General features: G+C 68.2%; 11 protein-coding genes. 4 read left to right on the forward strand and 7 right to left on the reverse strand.

The window, feature by feature from the left end; genetic code table 11:
- Positions 1–46 precede the first annotated feature (46 nt).
- Positions 47–1,480, reverse strand: a complete 1,434-nt coding sequence (gene ftsY, locus AC0IY1_RS07645; RefSeq protein ID WP_471768772.1) for a signal recognition particle-docking protein FtsY — start codon at positions 1,478–1,480, stop codon at positions 47–49.
- Positions 1,481–1,521: 41 nt separating this feature from the next.
- On the opposite strand from ftsY, the gene AC0IY1_RS07650 reads away from it, so the two are divergent.
- Positions 1,522–2,235 carry an RluA family pseudouridine synthase gene (locus AC0IY1_RS07650; protein ID WP_471768773.1) on the forward strand — a complete coding sequence of 238 codons (714 nt, stop codon included), beginning with the start codon at positions 1,522–1,524 and terminating at the stop codon, positions 2,233–2,235.
- Positions 2,236–2,258: 23 nt separating this feature from the next.
- Here AC0IY1_RS07650 and mtaB read toward each other — a convergent pair whose 3' ends face one another.
- Together mtaB and dapF are read right to left on the reverse strand one after the other, a co-directional pair.
- The gene (gene mtaB / locus AC0IY1_RS07655; RefSeq protein WP_471768774.1) at positions 2,259–3,506 is read right to left on the reverse strand and encodes a tRNA (N(6)-L-threonylcarbamoyladenosine(37)-C(2))-methylthiotransferase MtaB; all 1,248 of its coding nucleotides are present in this window, start codon (positions 3,504–3,506) and stop codon (positions 2,259–2,261) included.
- Between the two features lies 1 nt (position 3,507).
- A complete protein-coding gene (gene dapF / locus AC0IY1_RS07660; protein ID WP_471768775.1) occupies positions 3,508–4,401 on the reverse strand; it encodes a diaminopimelate epimerase in 894 nt (297 codons plus the stop codon).
- A gap of 353 nt (positions 4,402–4,754) precedes the next feature.
- Between dapF and AC0IY1_RS07665 the strand changes: the two genes are divergently transcribed.
- Positions 4,755–5,426 (forward strand): GyrI-like domain-containing protein, encoded by a 672-nt coding sequence (locus AC0IY1_RS07665; RefSeq protein WP_245436234.1) that lies wholly within the window; start codon positions 4,755–4,757, stop codon positions 5,424–5,426.
- 630 nt (positions 5,427–6,056) lie between these two features.
- Here AC0IY1_RS07665 and AC0IY1_RS07670 read toward each other — a convergent pair.
- On the reverse strand, positions 6,057–6,569 hold the full coding sequence (locus tag AC0IY1_RS07670) for a methylated-DNA--[protein]-cysteine S-methyltransferase (RefSeq protein ID WP_471768776.1): 513 nt from the start codon (positions 6,567–6,569) through the stop codon (positions 6,057–6,059).
- Between the two features lie 391 nt (positions 6,570–6,960).
- Between AC0IY1_RS07670 and AC0IY1_RS07675 the strand changes: the two genes are divergently transcribed.
- Complete coding sequence (locus AC0IY1_RS07675; RefSeq protein WP_471768777.1) at positions 6,961–7,959, forward strand: AraC family transcriptional regulator; 999 nt, start codon at positions 6,961–6,963, stop codon at positions 7,957–7,959.
- A gap of 347 nt (positions 7,960–8,306) precedes the next feature.
- On the forward strand, positions 8,307–8,843 hold the full coding sequence (locus tag AC0IY1_RS07680; RefSeq protein WP_055949400.1) for a helix-turn-helix domain-containing protein: 537 nt from the start codon (positions 8,307–8,309) through the stop codon (positions 8,841–8,843).
- Between the two features lie 15 nt (positions 8,844–8,858).
- Here AC0IY1_RS07680 and AC0IY1_RS07685 read toward each other — a convergent pair whose 3' ends face one another.
- From AC0IY1_RS07685 to gcvP, 3 genes are all read right to left on the reverse strand, one after another.
- Positions 8,859–10,091, reverse strand: coding sequence for an endo alpha-1,4 polygalactosaminidase (locus tag AC0IY1_RS07685; RefSeq protein ID WP_471768778.1), 1,233 nt, complete (start codon positions 10,089–10,091; stop codon positions 8,859–8,861).
- Positions 10,092–10,200: 109 nt separating this feature from the next.
- Complete coding sequence (locus tag AC0IY1_RS07690) at positions 10,201–10,359, reverse strand: hypothetical protein (RefSeq protein ID WP_156375565.1); 159 nt, start codon at positions 10,357–10,359, stop codon at positions 10,201–10,203.
- Positions 10,360–10,904: 545 nt separating this feature from the next.
- Positions 10,905–13,751 carry an aminomethyl-transferring glycine dehydrogenase gene (gcvP, locus tag AC0IY1_RS07695; protein ID WP_471768779.1) on the reverse strand — a complete coding sequence of 949 codons (2,847 nt, stop codon included), beginning with the start codon at positions 13,749–13,751 and terminating at the stop codon, positions 10,905–10,907.
- Between the last annotated feature and the right edge of the window lie 142 nt (positions 13,752–13,893).

Below are 13,893 nucleotides of genomic sequence, written 5' to 3' on the forward strand. Positions count from 1 at the left end.
CCGGTGACGGCCTGCCGCGACACGGCGCTTCAGGGTGCGTGCCGTCTCACCCGGCGTCCAGTCCTGCGATGGCCCGGGCGAAGTCTCGGGCAGCGAAGGGCTCCAGGTCCTCCACGCCCTCCCCGACGCCGATGAAGTGCACCGGCAGGCCAAACTTGGCGGCGAGTGCCACCAGGATGCCGCCGCGAGCCGTGCCGTCGAGCTTGGTCATGACGAGGCCGGTCACGTTCGCTGCCTTCGAGAACAGCTCGACTTGGCTCAGTGCGTTTTGACCCACGGTGGCGTCGAGCACGAGGAGCACTGCGTGGGGTGCTTGCGGGTCGACCTTGCGGATCACCCGAAGAATCTTTTCCAGCTCCGCCATCAAGCCTGCCTTGTTCTGCAGCCGGCCCGCCGTGTCGATGAGGAGCACGTCGCTCCCTTGCGCCTTGGCCGCTTCGTAAGCGTCGAAGGCGAGGCCCGCGGCGTCCGCGCCCTGCGCGCGGGCGATGACGGGCGTCTGCGTGCGCTGGCCCCAGACCTTAAGCTGCTCGATCGCCGCAGCGCGGAAGGTATCGCCCGCGGCCAGCATCAGGGAGTGCCCTTCTGCCTTGAGCTTCAGTGCGAGCTTGCCGATGGTGGTGGTCTTGCCCGCGCCGTTGACCCCGATCATCAGGATCACGAAGGGCTTCTTCGAGGTATCAATGCGAAAGGGAATCGCCACGGGAGCGAGCGCGCGCTCCACCTCCGCCGCCAAGATCTCGCGGACCGCATCCGGAGAAATACCCTTCTCGTAGCGGCCCTTGCCTACGGCCTCCGAGATCCGGGTTGCCGTCTCGATGCCGAAATCTGCCTGGATCAGGGCGTCCTCGAGCTCCTCCAGAGTGTCGGCGTCGAGCTTGCGCTTGGTGAACAGGCCGGTGACGCGCTCGGTCAGGGCCGAGGAGGTCCGCTTCATGCCTCCCGTCAGGCGGCTCCACCAGCCGCGGGTCGGTTCTTCCGAAGCCGCGTCGGGCTCTGGCATGAAAATCTGAGTCGAGACTTCCGGCTCGAGCTCGGGACGTGGTGCGAGTGGGACTGCCTGTGCGGGCTCGGGTGCGAAGGCTTGGCTCGTTGTGTCGGCGGCCTCGGCTCCCCGTGCGGGATCGTCGCCGGCCGTGCCCGCGGGCGGACGCTCCTCCGCGCCCTCCACGGGCTGGAGGTCTGCGCCCTCGAGTTCGTCCGGGATCGCATTCTTGTCCGGTGTCCCTTCGCCCGGCTCACCGGGCGGTGGCGGTACGTGGGAGACGTCCGTCGCGGCCGTGGCAAAATCGGGTTGACCCTCGGACAGCGATGCGGGGGAGTCCACGGGCAGCGCGGCCGGTTCGACCACCGGCTCGACGATGGTCTTTGCGACCGGTTTGGGATCCGGCGGTTGAACCGGCACCGGGGCGGGCCGCTCCTCCTCCTTGGTGCCGAACATCTTGCGCAGCAGCCAGCCCGGCCTCTTGTCTTCGCTCATTCCCGCTTGCTCCCCGGACCCGGCATGGTTAGCGCAGGGCCATGCCCCCAGCCGATGCCCTCGTAACAGACATAGGCGCGCGCCTCCTCTACCGCGATGCCCTTATGCTCGTCATCGACAAGCCGGCGGGTTTGCCAATCCATCCTGGCCCCAAAGGCGGCGAGACTCTCACCGATCATCTCGACGCTCTGCGCTTCGGTCTGCCCCGCCGGCCCGAGGCAGTCCATCGCCTCGATCGCGATACCTCGGGCTGCCTCGTCCTCGGACGCCACGCCAAGGCCCTTGCGCGCTTGAACAAGCTCTTCGCCGCGAGCGGCACGGTCGAGAAAACCTACTGGGCCCTGGTCGAGGGGGAGCCAGAGGCGGAGGCCGGCGAGATTGCCCTGCCCCTGGCGCGTCGCTCCGACGATCCCCGCTCCTGGTGGATGAAGGTCGACCCGGCGGGCGATAACGCCCTCACCCGCTTCGCGGTCCTCGGGCGCGGCGGCGGCCTGACTTGGCTCGCCCTCTCGCCGGTTACCGGGCGGACGCATCAGCTGCGCGTCCACTGCGCCGCGATGGGCTTTCCCATCCTCGGCGACCCGATTTACGGCACTGCCCCCCGCAGCGGCGGCCCGGGCCTCCAGCTGCATGCCCGCGCGCTCACTCTCCCGCTCTATCCAAAGAAGCCCCCGATCCGGATCGAGGCGCCGGCGCCTAGGCATATGCAGGTGGGATTGGCAGGGTGCGGGCATCGGGGAACCGGCAGCGCCTAGACGACCGATCGGCCGCGATCCGCTCAGGCGGCGATGAGCGCCCGTCCGTCGTGGCCGACAATCGTCACGTCGGTGAAGAGTCCGGGCGGTGTCTCGGGCGGGAGCCGGACTGGCGTGAAGGCGTCCGTGCGGCCGAGGCCGCCCCGCTCCGTGAGCACCCGGCGGGTCTGGCCCACCTCGCCGGCGAGATGGGCCGCGAGGGCGGCGTCGCCGGCAGCCCGCAGGCGCGCGGCGCGATCCCGGATGACGTCGCCGGGTACAGGTGGCATCCGGGCGGCCGGAGTGCCGGGGCGGGCGGAATACGGAAAGACGTGGAGATGCGTCAGGCCGCACTCAACCACGAGGTCGAGGGAGCGGGCGAACTGCGCGTCGGTCTCGGTGGGGAAGCCCGCGATCAGGTCGGCCCCGAAAACGGCGCCGGGGCGCAAGGCCCTGACCGTGTTGCAGAATCTAATCGCGTCGGCGCGGGCGTGACGCCGCTTCATCCGCTTCAGGATGAGGTCGTCGCCGGCCTGGAGGGAGAGATGGAAATGCGGCATCAGCCGCGCCTCGCCGGCAATGGCCGCCATGAGTGCCGCGTCGGCCTCGATGGAATCGATCGAGGAGAGGCGCAGCCGGGCGAGGCCGGGGACCTGCGCGAGGATGGTCTGTATCAGGTATCCCAGGCTCGGGGTCGCGTCGAGGTCGCGCCCATAGGCGGTCAGGTCGACCCCGGTGAGCACCACCTCGTGTCCGCCGGACTCGACGATGCGCGCGACTTGGTCGACCACGTCCCACAAGGGCACGGAGCGCGAGTTTCCGCGCCCAAAGGGGATGACGCAGAAGGTGCAGCGGTGATCGCAGCCGTTCTGGACGGGGATGAAGGCGCGGGTCTGGCCGGCGATGCCGGTGATCCGGGTCGGCGTGGCGCGGCGTACCGCCATGATGTCGTCGACGGCGGTCCGTGCCTCCGGACGGCTGGGAGCGGACCAGGTCTCGGCCCGGCCCTTGGCGTCGTTGCCGACGAGGCGCGCCACCTCCGGCATGGCCGCGTAGGCATCGGTCTCCACCTGGGCGCCGCAGCCGGTGACCACGATCTCGGCGCCGGGGCGTTCGCGGGCGAGCTTGCGGATCGCCTTGCGGGCCTGGCGACCGGCCTCGGCGGTCACCGCGCAGGTGTTGACGATGACGAGGTCCGCGGACGTCGTCGTCGCCGCAGCCGCGTGCCCGCGCATCACCTCGGATTCGACGGTGTTAAGGCGACAGCCGAAGGTCAGTGTCTCGACCGTCATCTCAGGCGGCGTCTTCGGCCGAGAAGATCTCCGGCGGGAAGCTGCCGTCCCATTCCAGCGCCACCGGGCCGGTCATCAGAACGTGGTCGTCCGCGCGCCATTCGATGACGAGGTCGCCGCCGGGCAGGCTCACGGTGGCGCCGCGACCGATCATTCGCAGGCGCGAGGCGGCTACCACGGTGGCGCAGGCGGCAGTGCCGCAGGCCTGGGTCAAGCCTGCGCCGCGTTCCCAGACCCGCAGCTTGATCCGGTCCGGCCCCAGCACCTGGGCGACCGAGATGTTGGCGCGGTCCGGAAAGATCGGGTGGTTCTCCAGCATCGGGCCCATGCGGGCGAGATCGTAGGTGTCGGGATCGCGATCCACGAAGAACACCGCGTGCGGGTTGCCCATGTTCACGACGCTCGGCGAGTGCAGCACCGGATCGTCGATCGGACCGATCTGGAGTTCGATCCGGCGGGTGTCCTGGAAAGGCTCGGCCAGGGGAATTTCGGTCCAGGCGAGCTTTGGCCGGCCCATGTCGACGGTGAAGGAGCGCTCGGCGACGCGCTTGACGCCCACGAGCCCGCCGCGGGTCTCGAGGAGGAGCCGGCCGCTCTCGGCCGGCCGGGCCATGGCGGGGTCGTCGAGCATCGCGTAGGCGACGCAGCGGGTGCCATTGCCGCAGGCGCCGGCTTCCGAACCATCGGTGTTGTAGATCCGCAAGGACGCATCGGTGCCCGGCGTACGGGTATCGTGGATCACCATGAGCTGGTCGAACTGCGCCCGGGGATACGCCGCGATGGCACGCGCCTCCCCGGCCGTGACCTGCGTCTGCGTGCCGCGCAGGTCCAGCACCACGATCTGGTTTCCGGCTCCATGCATCTTCAGGAACCGTCGATGGGCAAGCTCGCTCATGCCGCCTTGTCTCTGTGTCGTGCGTCCGGGATGTTCGAGATCGCGCAGGCCGACGGACCCCCGCGAGGGCGACCGGCCCTGGTGGGGCTATAGGCCAAAGCGTCCGCGCACGCACGGGCCTCGAGCGGCGTGGCTGCGTTGCAGAAGCGCCGCGCTTCATCCGCTTCGTGCGGCGCGGCACCCGGAACGGCTCGCCCGAGGCCGGTATCGCGCCTAGTTTCTTCTTACGGGCCCAGGGGTGTGCGATTCGACGTGCCCCGCGCCGATCCGGAGCCACCGCCTTGACCCGCCCCAGCTTCTTGACCCGCCCCAGCTTCAAGTCGCTCGCCACGGTGCTCGCCGGGTGTGTCGCGCTGTCGACGGCCTGCGCCGCGAACCCGGCCCAGGCGCAGGCGGTCACGCCCCCGGCCGCGGCCAACCCGCTGCCGACCACCACCAACCCCGATCCGAAGACGCCGGGCACGGCGGACATCCCGGTGCCGGCCCAGGCCGGGACGGCCCCCTCCGCCACGCCGCCGGCCGGCCCGCGGCAGACCCTGGTGGCGACCCCCGGCGACGCCAACGACGTCGACGAAGTCTCGCTGCCCGCGAAGCCCGCGGCGATCCTCGCCGGGCGGACGAAGTGGGAGGAGGCGGTACCGAGTCTCAAGGCCGCGTTCCAGCGCATCGAGGCCGATCTCGCCAAGGCCGGCATTCAGGCCGTGGGCCGGCCGATCGCGGTCTTCGCCAAGACCGACGACGACGGCTTCCAGTACGATGCGATGATCCCGATCGCTGCGATGCCGGACCCCAAGCCCGCCGAGGCCGACGGCCTGCGCTTCGGCACCACGCCGAGTGGCCGCGCCCTCCGGTTCCCGCACAAGGGTTCCTACGACGAGATCGACGGCACCTACGAGACCCTGACCGCCTACCTGGATGCCAAGGACATCGTCGTGCAGGATAAGTTCATCGAGGAATACGTCACGGACCTGAACGACAAGGCCGACGAGAAGCTCGACGTGAACATCTACGCCCTGCCGAAGTAGCAGGCAGGCGACGATGTCGCCGACCGGCGAGCCCACGTAGCGCACCACGCGGACGAAGCCGGATCGGATGGCGCTGCCGCTGCCGACGAGGGCCATGTCGGTGATGAGCGCCGCGATGGTCCCGAACAGGGCGAGCGTCTTCGCGCGGCGCGAGAGCCCGAAGAGCGTCGGTCTCGACCTCCGTTCTCAGTAGCCAGGATGCGGTGGCGGCCGAGTCGCTCGATCCGTGCGATCGGCGCGGTGAGGCGGATCCCGACGAGGTCCTGGCTCAGGGTGGCGTTGCTGCAGCGGCCGGCCAGGGCGCTGCCAAGGCCGGGAATCAGGCTTCGGCGATACTCAGCACCCCGAGCTCCGGAAAGATCCCCGGGGAGTCGTCCGTCGGCCCGCGTTCGACGTCGATCGCGGCGCTGACCTTCGCCAGCATTGCAGCGATCGCGACTCCACACACGGCTTCGACGGCCGACGTGATCCCTACCAGGGGCGGGGCCGGCCGCAGGAGCCAGATGGCATCCCGGCCGAGTCGTTTGTGTCCAGCCCTGGGTTGCCTGTTCGAGACTTCATCTCGGACGTGGGCGTGAGGGCAGTTCCGGTGTGCAGCGCCGACCGACATCCTCGCTGAGGCGGGCAGCCTCAGAACAGGCCGGGCTGCTCGGGCGGTTCGGTGCGCGAGCCCCCCTCCAGGGCCAGCAGGAAGCGCTTGATGTCGAGGCCGCCGCCAAAGCCCGTCAGGGCTCCGCCGGCACCGATGACCCGGTGGCACCGCACGACGATCGGCAGGGGATTGGCGCCGTTGGCCGCTCCCACGGCGCGGCTGGCGCCGGGCCGCCCGATTCGGCGGGCGAGTTCGCCGTAGCTGATCGTTTCCCCCGGCGGGATCTCGGTGAGAGCCTGCCAGACCGCGTGTTGGAACGGAGTGCCCCGCGGTGCGAGGGCGAGATCGAAGCGGGTGAGGCACCCGTCGAAGTACGCTTCGAGCTGCGCGCGCGCCGGAGCGAAGGCGGTGTCGTCGCAGTACCAGTCCGGCCCCGGCGTCACCGCGCCCTTGCCGCGCGGAAACCCGATGCAGGCGAGGCGTTCATCCGGTCCGGCGAGGACCAGCGGACCGATGGGGGTCGACAGGATCGTGTAGCGTGTTGCTGGCATGGCGAGGCTCGTCAGCGAGGAGGCCTGACCTTCGCTCTCTGTCCGGTCAGATTTCGAGGATGGGCGGTTTTTCGATTGGGAATGCGCCAGACCGCTTGTCCGGCGACCGGACCCTTGTGCCGGGCGGATACAAAGGCTCGCTGAAAAATTCAGGCTTATTCTGCCGAGGATTTACAACTAATCACCGTAATAAACAACTCAGGGTTTGGGATGGATACTGATCTTTCTCGAGTTGATCGGTCTGTCCGATTCACCATTCCGGTGGATTTTGTACAAATCATTTGCATAACGGAAAAAACCTCGCCTTACAGGGACGGCATCCTGGCGCGCATCCTGACAAGACGGAGCGTCGGAGGAGGCTGCTGACGGCAGGCGTATCGGACAAGTTGCAATGACGGGTCATCCGCGTCCCGATCCGGTCACCTGGCGCTCCCAGGGACGGTTCGTTGCCAGTATCGCATCGATGCGACACCTCCAGCTGTTCAACGATCGCGGCGGACTCGCAATCGGTTTCGACGTCCTGCGTTCGACCATGCCCGACATCGCGATCGCCGGCAGTCAGAACGAGGCCTTCAGCCTGTGGGAGACCCGCTCGTCCAGCGGCTTCGTGACGAAACCCAAGTTCAACGCGCAGCTGATCACGATCCGCTTCGTGACGAGCGGTCACGTCATCTATCGGCGCCGGTCCGGAGACGTCGACGGCGTTCCGACGCATGCGACCCTCGTCAACTTCAGCGACCTGCGGGAGGTCCAGGCCTTCGGCGCGTTCGGTGCGGTCAGCGGGACGTTCAGCGTCGAGGCGCTGATGGCCGCCCAAGTGGCCCTGACGGGCATCCGCGATGGTACCCTGCCGGACCTCGCGCCCACGGCTCCCGTGGCGACCCCTGCCATGATGGCCCTGTTTCTCACCCTGCAGCGGGTTCAGCAGCAGATCCAGGGTCTCGACAGCCATGACGACCTGACCTTCCCACTCCTGAAGGAGATCCTGAGCTACCAGTTGCTGTCGGCTTGGCCCCGGCGCGCCGCCCCTGCTCCGTCCCAGGCGCAAGACATCCCCTCCCGCAGCCTCGGGCGGGCGCTCGACTACATCGCGGCGAATCTCTCGCGGGCCCTGACCCTCGCCGACATCGCGGCAGTGGCGGGGATCAGCGTCCGCTCGCTTCAGGACCGCTTTCGACGTGACCTCGGGCGTACGCCCGTTCAGGTGATCCTCGAGCTCCGGCTGGCGCAAGCCCACCGGGACCTGATGTCCCCCACCAAGGCGTCCCTCTCGATCGCCGACATCGCCCGCTCCTGGGGCTTCGTCCATATGGGCGATTTCGGCCAGCGCTACCGTCGCCAGTACGGTCGCACGCCGACGGAAACCCGCCGCGCCAGCCGCGCCGTCTGAGGCGTTCGGACCGGCCCGGCACCGTTGCGGGGCGCCGAGAATGCTCGGCCCTCGCCAACGATCGGATCGGCGTCGGAGCGTTTCTATCGGGATTGCGCGCGATCGTATCACGATTGCGATGATTTGACAGTTTCTGTCATTTGACAGAATTTGAGTAAGCGTCGCTTTGCCGGAAAGAATATTTCCAAAAGTGCGATCAATCTGCGGGGCGGACTTCAAGTGCCTGGCGGGAGATTTATCGGTCTATCGCGGCAATGATGGTTGTATCTCTGTTGCAGCAGAGTGCCGACGGTGCGGCCTCTCTTTATTCAAACCTCTCCCGATGTTGCAATCACACGTGTCGCCAGATGCCGTATACTGAACCCACGCTTGCCTGGCTGGAAAACCTCAACCGGGATCGGACCGTCGCACCGCGAGCCTTCGCCGAAGGCGCCGGCTCGGCCACGGCGGACGCGCAGCCGACCTCGTTCGACACTGCCGATACGACGGGCCTCGAGGACGAATTGCAGAAGCGTCTCGGCCAGATCGTGTTCTCGACCCTCTGCGAGAAGCTCGGCCGATCGGCCCTGCTGTCGGTGGAGAGTGACCTCGCCGCGACCGGGAGCCTGACGCCCGATCATCTCCGGGCGGCGCGTGCCCTGCTCAACTGGTCCATGTCCGATCTTGCCCTGAAGAGCGGCCTCTCGATCTCGACGATCAAGCGCATCGAGTTGGAACCGCAGGACGTCACTCGGCGCAGCTACCGCCTCGTGGTCGACACCCTGCGGGGCGGGGGCATCCGCTTCGTCACCCTCGAGGGCGGCACGATCGCGGTGGCCAAGGCAAGCCGGGCCGCCCCGCCGGCGTCCGCGCTTCTGCCGCAGATTCCCGGCCACGCGGGCTGACGGGCGGCGTCCCGCTCAGAACAGCGGGATGTCGTGATGGCTGAGCCCCGAATGGGGGGTGTGATGGGGGGCGACGTCGAGGTGCGCGCCGGAATCGGTCCCGGCCGCATGATCGCCGGCCTCAGGCAGACTGGGCTCCGGAGCGTCGGCCATCGTGGCCATGGCCTCGACGCGCAGGTTCGCGGCCGGATCGCCTGCTCCTTGGCCGCCCTCTGCGAATACGAAGCTGTCGGCACCGGCTTCGCTCGCGATCGGGTGGTGGCCATGGCTGACCGCGTGGTCCCTGTACCCCTGGTGCCGAGCGGCGTGCTGGTCGGGTCCGACCGCCGTGGCGGTGCCGTCCTGATCAACCGGTGTCGTGGCGGGTGGCGGCGTGAGCGGTGTGGGCTCGGGTAGAGCCGCCGCGCCGCCGCGACCGTCATCGTGCAGGAGGCCGTCATCGTGCATGATCTGGCCCGGGAGAACGCCCTCGATGTCGACGCCGATGAGATCCAGCTTGGCGACGTAGCTTCCCATCCCGGCCGCTTCGGCCTGGGCGTGGACATCGGCGACCTTCTGCGCGCCGGTCACGTACTCGATCGCGACGACGTCCTTGCCGGCATCCTGGGCGATCTTCAACTGGTCGAGGCTCGCCTGCGTCTCGGCGGTAGGCTGCTTCGCGGAACCGTCATCGTTGTAGAACAGGTTCTCCTTGAACAACCCGTCGATGCTGTCGACGTAGGCTCTGTCCGTCAGCAGCTCCTCCGCCCCGTTGACCCAGACCTTGAACGTCGGAGCCTGCGCCTTGGCATAGGCGCTCAGCTCCTGGACAAGCGTCCGCATCGCACCGGCGGCGTCGCCCCCGGGCGCATGCGCCTGGGACCAGGGCAGTTGGAACGCATCGACCACGTCGAAGTAGATCCCGTCATAGCCCGCCTTCACCATCCGATCGATGGAGGCTTCGGCGACCCCTTTCCACTCCGGCGTCCAGTAGGCGACCTCGAAATCGCCCGCCCAGTTCGGGTCCTCGGGTCCGAGCGCTTCGCTCGGGATCGAGGCGAAGTAATCCCGGTAGGCCTCGGCCTCCCCGAGGCTGAAATAGCCCAGGAGCAGGGCCTGGCCCGGGCCGCCGCCCATCTGCTTCACCTCGGCCGGCGTGAACATCTGTCCGTCATCGGTGTAGACCTCGACCACCTTCACGTCGAACGGCGCGGCCGCGATCACCGCGGGATCGACGCCTTGCAGGACATACATCGCCGTCTTGGGCATCTCCGTGCCTCCCATGGTGTTTCTGTGCTTTTGGATGGGTGATGAGTCGGGGCCTGGGTGGGCCGGGACCCGTCGGGTCTCGCGGGCCGTGCGCCCTGTGACCGGCGGCCTAGTCGGTGGGGGCTAGGTCGTCCGCGGACCAGGTCTCACGGATGTTGCCCACGTCGATCTCGTAGGCTTCTCCGAGATTCCAGACGCCGACGACGGCGCCGACGCGGCCGTCGGGCAGGCGCACCAAGTCGAGGTGGATGAAGGGGGAAGGGGTCACGGGCACATCCTCCAGCGTCTTCGCCAACGGAGTACGCCGTCTTCGAACCCGAATATCAGTTCATATGGCGCAACCGGAGCAATCAATACGACTGAAAATTGATGTAGATATTTTTTCCTGCGGTATTGAATTGGTGTTAATCTTAGACGTTTATGGGATTGACGTCAAAGCACGCTGATCTACGGCGCCGAACCGGGGACGGATGGCTACGCTTCGGCGCATCCGGCCACGGCGTGCCCTCAGGGCGGTTCGGACCGGCGGGAATGGACCACGTGGGGAGCCAGGATGTATTCCACAGCGATCAACAGCAGCGTTGCTTGCTGATCTTTGTAAGGCCAAGTTCCAGCCACAATCTTCAAGAAGTCTACGGCTCCTGCTATTTCTGCGGAGGCGGTCATGACAGTGACGATCTTTGATCCTCTGACCGGGAAGATGGTGACGATCACGCTGCCCGACTGGCGATAGGCCGAGGGCTGTGCCGCGCGGGCATCACGCGTAAGGGGGCGCTCCCGTCCCGGGCGGGCCGGGAGCGCGATGCGCGGGCCCTACTCCGCCGCCTCGCTGTAGGACTCCACCGGCGGGCAGGCGCAGACGAGGTTGCGGTCGCCGTAGGCGTTGTCGACCCGGTTGATCGGGGGCCAGTACTTGTCCATCCCCAGGCTTCCGCTCGGGAAACAGGCCGCTTCGCGGGAATAGGGGCGTTCCCAGGCGCCCACGAGGTCCCGCACCGTGTGGGGGGCGTGCTTCAGGGGGTTGTTGGCCCGGTCCATCCGCCCGTCCTCGATGGCACGGATCTCCTCGCGGATCGCCAGCAGGGCGTCGCAGAAGCGGTCGATCTCGCCCTTGGTCTCGGATTCGGTGGGCTCGATCATCAGGGTGCCGGCCACCGGCCAGGACATGGTCGGCGGGTGGAAACCGCAATCGATCAGGCGCTTGGCGATGTCGTCGACGCTGACGCCCGCACTCTTCTGGAACGGCCGCACGTCGATGATGCACTCATGCGCCACCCTGCCCTGCGCGCCGGAATACAGCACCGGGTAGGCCCCCTTCAGACGGGCCGCGATGTAGTTGGCGTTGAGGATGGCGATGCGAGTCGCCTGGGTGAGGCCGCGCCCGCCCATGAGCAGGCAGTAGCTCCACGAGATCGGCAGGATCGAGGCCGAGCCGTAGGGCGCCGCCGAGACCGCCCCCGCCTCCCCCGTGCGCGGGTCGGTGGGCAGGAACGGGATCAGGTGCGCCTTCACGCCGATCGGACCCATGCCGGGGCCTCCCCCGCCGTGGGGGATGCAGAAGGTCTTGTGTAGGTTGAGATGGCTGACGTCGGCCCCGATATCACCGGGGCGGGCGAGGCCCACCAGGGCGTTCAGGTTGGCCCCGTCGAGGTAGACCTGTCCGCCGTGGCCGTGGACGATGTCGCAGATCGCGCGGACCTGGACCTCGAACACCCCATGGGTCGACGGATAGGTGATCATGCAGGCGGCGAGCTTCTCGGAATGCTGCTCGGCCTTCCGCCGGAAATCGTCGAGGTCGACATTGCCTTGCGCGTCGGCCCCCACGACCACGACGCTCATGCCGCACATTTGCGCCGAGGCCGGGTTGGTGCCGTGAGCCGAGGACGGGATCAGGCAGACGGTCCGGTGCACGTCGCCCCGCGACAGGTGATAGGCTCGGATCGCCAGGAGTCCGGCATACTCGCCCTGGGCACCGGAATTCGGCTGCATCGAGATCGCGTCGTAGCCGGTGATGGCGCAGAGCTTGTCGGACAGATCGTCGATGAGCTCCCGGTAGCCGAGGGCTTGGTCCGCTGGGACGGAGGGATGGATCTCCGAGAATTCCGGCCAGGAGATCGGCAGCATCTCGGCGGTGGCATTGAGCTTCATCGTGCAGGAGCCGAGCGGAATCATCGCACGATCGAGCGCCAGATCCCGGTCGGCGAGACGGCGCATGTAGCGCGTCATCTCGCTCTCGGCCCGGTTCATGTGGAAGATCGGATGGGTCAGGTAGGGCGAGGTCCGCACCAGCCCGGCGGGCAGACGGTTCTCCGGCCAAGCCTCGTCGTAGGCCGGGTCCGTCGCCCCGAAGGCGCGCCAGACGGCCTGGAGAATGTCGGGCCGGGTGCGCTCGTCCACCGTGATACCGACGCGGTCGTCGCCCACCTTGCGCAGGTTGACGCCGTTGGCCACCGCCTGTCCGAGGATCAGGCCCTGGAAGGCCCCGACCCGGACGGTGATCGTGTCGAAGAAGTGCTCCGGCTCGACCGTGAAGCCGAGGGCCTCGAGCCCGGCGGCGAGACGCACGGCGTCGCGATGGACCCGGGCCGCGATCGCCTTCAGTCCGCGCGGGCCGTGGAACACCGCGTACATGCCGGCGATGACCGCGAGCAGCACCTGCGCGGTGCAGATGTTCGACGTCGCCTTCTCGCGGCGGATGTGCTGCTCGCGCGTCTGGAGCGCGAGGCGGTAGGCGCGGTTGCCGCGGGCATCCACCGACACGCCGACGAGGCGACCCGGCAGGGTGCGCTTGTGGGCATCGCGGGTCGCCATGTAGGCCGCGTGCGGGCCGCCATAGCCCATCGGCACGCCGTAGCGCTGCATCGAGCCGATGGCGATGTCCGCGCCCATCTCACCCGGCGATTTCAGGAGTGTCAGCGCCAGCGGGTCCGCCGCCACCACCGCGACCGCCCCGGCCGCGTGCAGGTCGGCGATGGGCTGGGTCAGGTCGCAGATCCCGCCGCAGACGCCGGGATACTGGAAGATCGCACCGAAGACCTGGGCGGGATCGAGGTCCTTGGCCGGATCGCCGACCACGACGGTCCAGCCCAGCGGCGCGGCGCGGGTGCGCAGCACCGCGAGGGTCTGGGGCAGGCACTCGGCATCGACGAAGAAGGCGGTCTTTGCATTGCCGGAGATCCGTTGGGCCATGCCCATGGCTTCCGCCGCGGCGGTGGCCTCGTCGAGCAACGAGGCGTTCGCGATGTCGAGGCCGGTCAGGTCGCAGACCAGGGTCTGGAAGTTCAGGAGCGCCTCGAGCCGGCCCTGGCTGATCTCCGGCTGATAGGGCGAGTAGGCGGTGTACCAGGCGGGGTTCTCGAAGATGTTGCGCTGGATCACCGGCGGCATGGTGGTGCCGTGGTAGCCCTGCCCGATCAGCGAGACGAGGAGCCGGTTCTTGTCGGCGATGCCCCGCATGTGCTCGATCACCCGACGCTCCGTCATGGCGACCCCGAAATCGAGGCGCTCGTCCTGCCGGATGTCGGTCGGCAGGGTCTCGTCCATCAGGGCCGGCAGGCTCTCGGCGCCGACGACGCCGAGCATCGTCTCGATTTCCTGCGTCGTCGGGCCGATGTGGCGGCGGTTGGCGAAGTCGTAGGGGTCGTAGCGGTCGGTGGTCATGGGGGACCTCGGATGTCGCTGGTGCGGGAATGGAATCGCGCTGCCCTCTCCCTCATGGGGAAGGGATCGAGCGTGGGGCCGTCGGGTGATCCTCGATCACCGGGCGACCGCGGGCGTCGGCCCTGTCTGTCCGGACGGGGGC

The sequence above is a fragment of the Methylobacterium sp. AC690 genome, assembly GCF_979256535.1.

Bases quoted from the DNA above. Each gene is read 5' to 3' on its own strand.
- gcvP (WP_471768779.1), bottom strand. From the start codon at position 13,751: ATGACCACCGACCGCTACGACCCCTACGACTTCGCCAACCGCCGCCAC.
- AC0IY1_RS07685 (WP_471768778.1), bottom strand. From the start codon at position 10,091: ATGCCCAAGACGGCGATGTATGTCCTGCAAGGCGTCGATCCCGCGGTG.
- AC0IY1_RS07680 (WP_055949400.1), top strand. From the start codon at position 8,307: ATGCCGTATACTGAACCCACGCTTGCCTGGCTGGAAAACCTCAACCGG.
- mtaB (WP_471768774.1), bottom strand. From the start codon at position 3,506: ATGACGGTCGAGACACTGACCTTCGGCTGTCGCCTTAACACCGTCGAA.
- dapF (WP_471768775.1), bottom strand. From the start codon at position 4,401: ATGAGCGAGCTTGCCCATCGACGGTTCCTGAAGATGCATGGAGCCGGA.
- AC0IY1_RS07650 (WP_471768773.1), top strand. From the start codon at position 1,522: ATGCCCCCAGCCGATGCCCTCGTAACAGACATAGGCGCGCGCCTCCTC.
- ftsY (WP_471768772.1), bottom strand. From the start codon at position 1,480: ATGAGCGAAGACAAGAGGCCGGGCTGGCTGCTGCGCAAGATGTTCGGC.
- AC0IY1_RS07675 (WP_471768777.1), top strand. From the start codon at position 6,961: ATGACGGGTCATCCGCGTCCCGATCCGGTCACCTGGCGCTCCCAGGGA.
- AC0IY1_RS07670 (WP_471768776.1), bottom strand. From the start codon at position 6,569: ATGCCAGCAACACGCTACACGATCCTGTCGACCCCCATCGGTCCGCTG.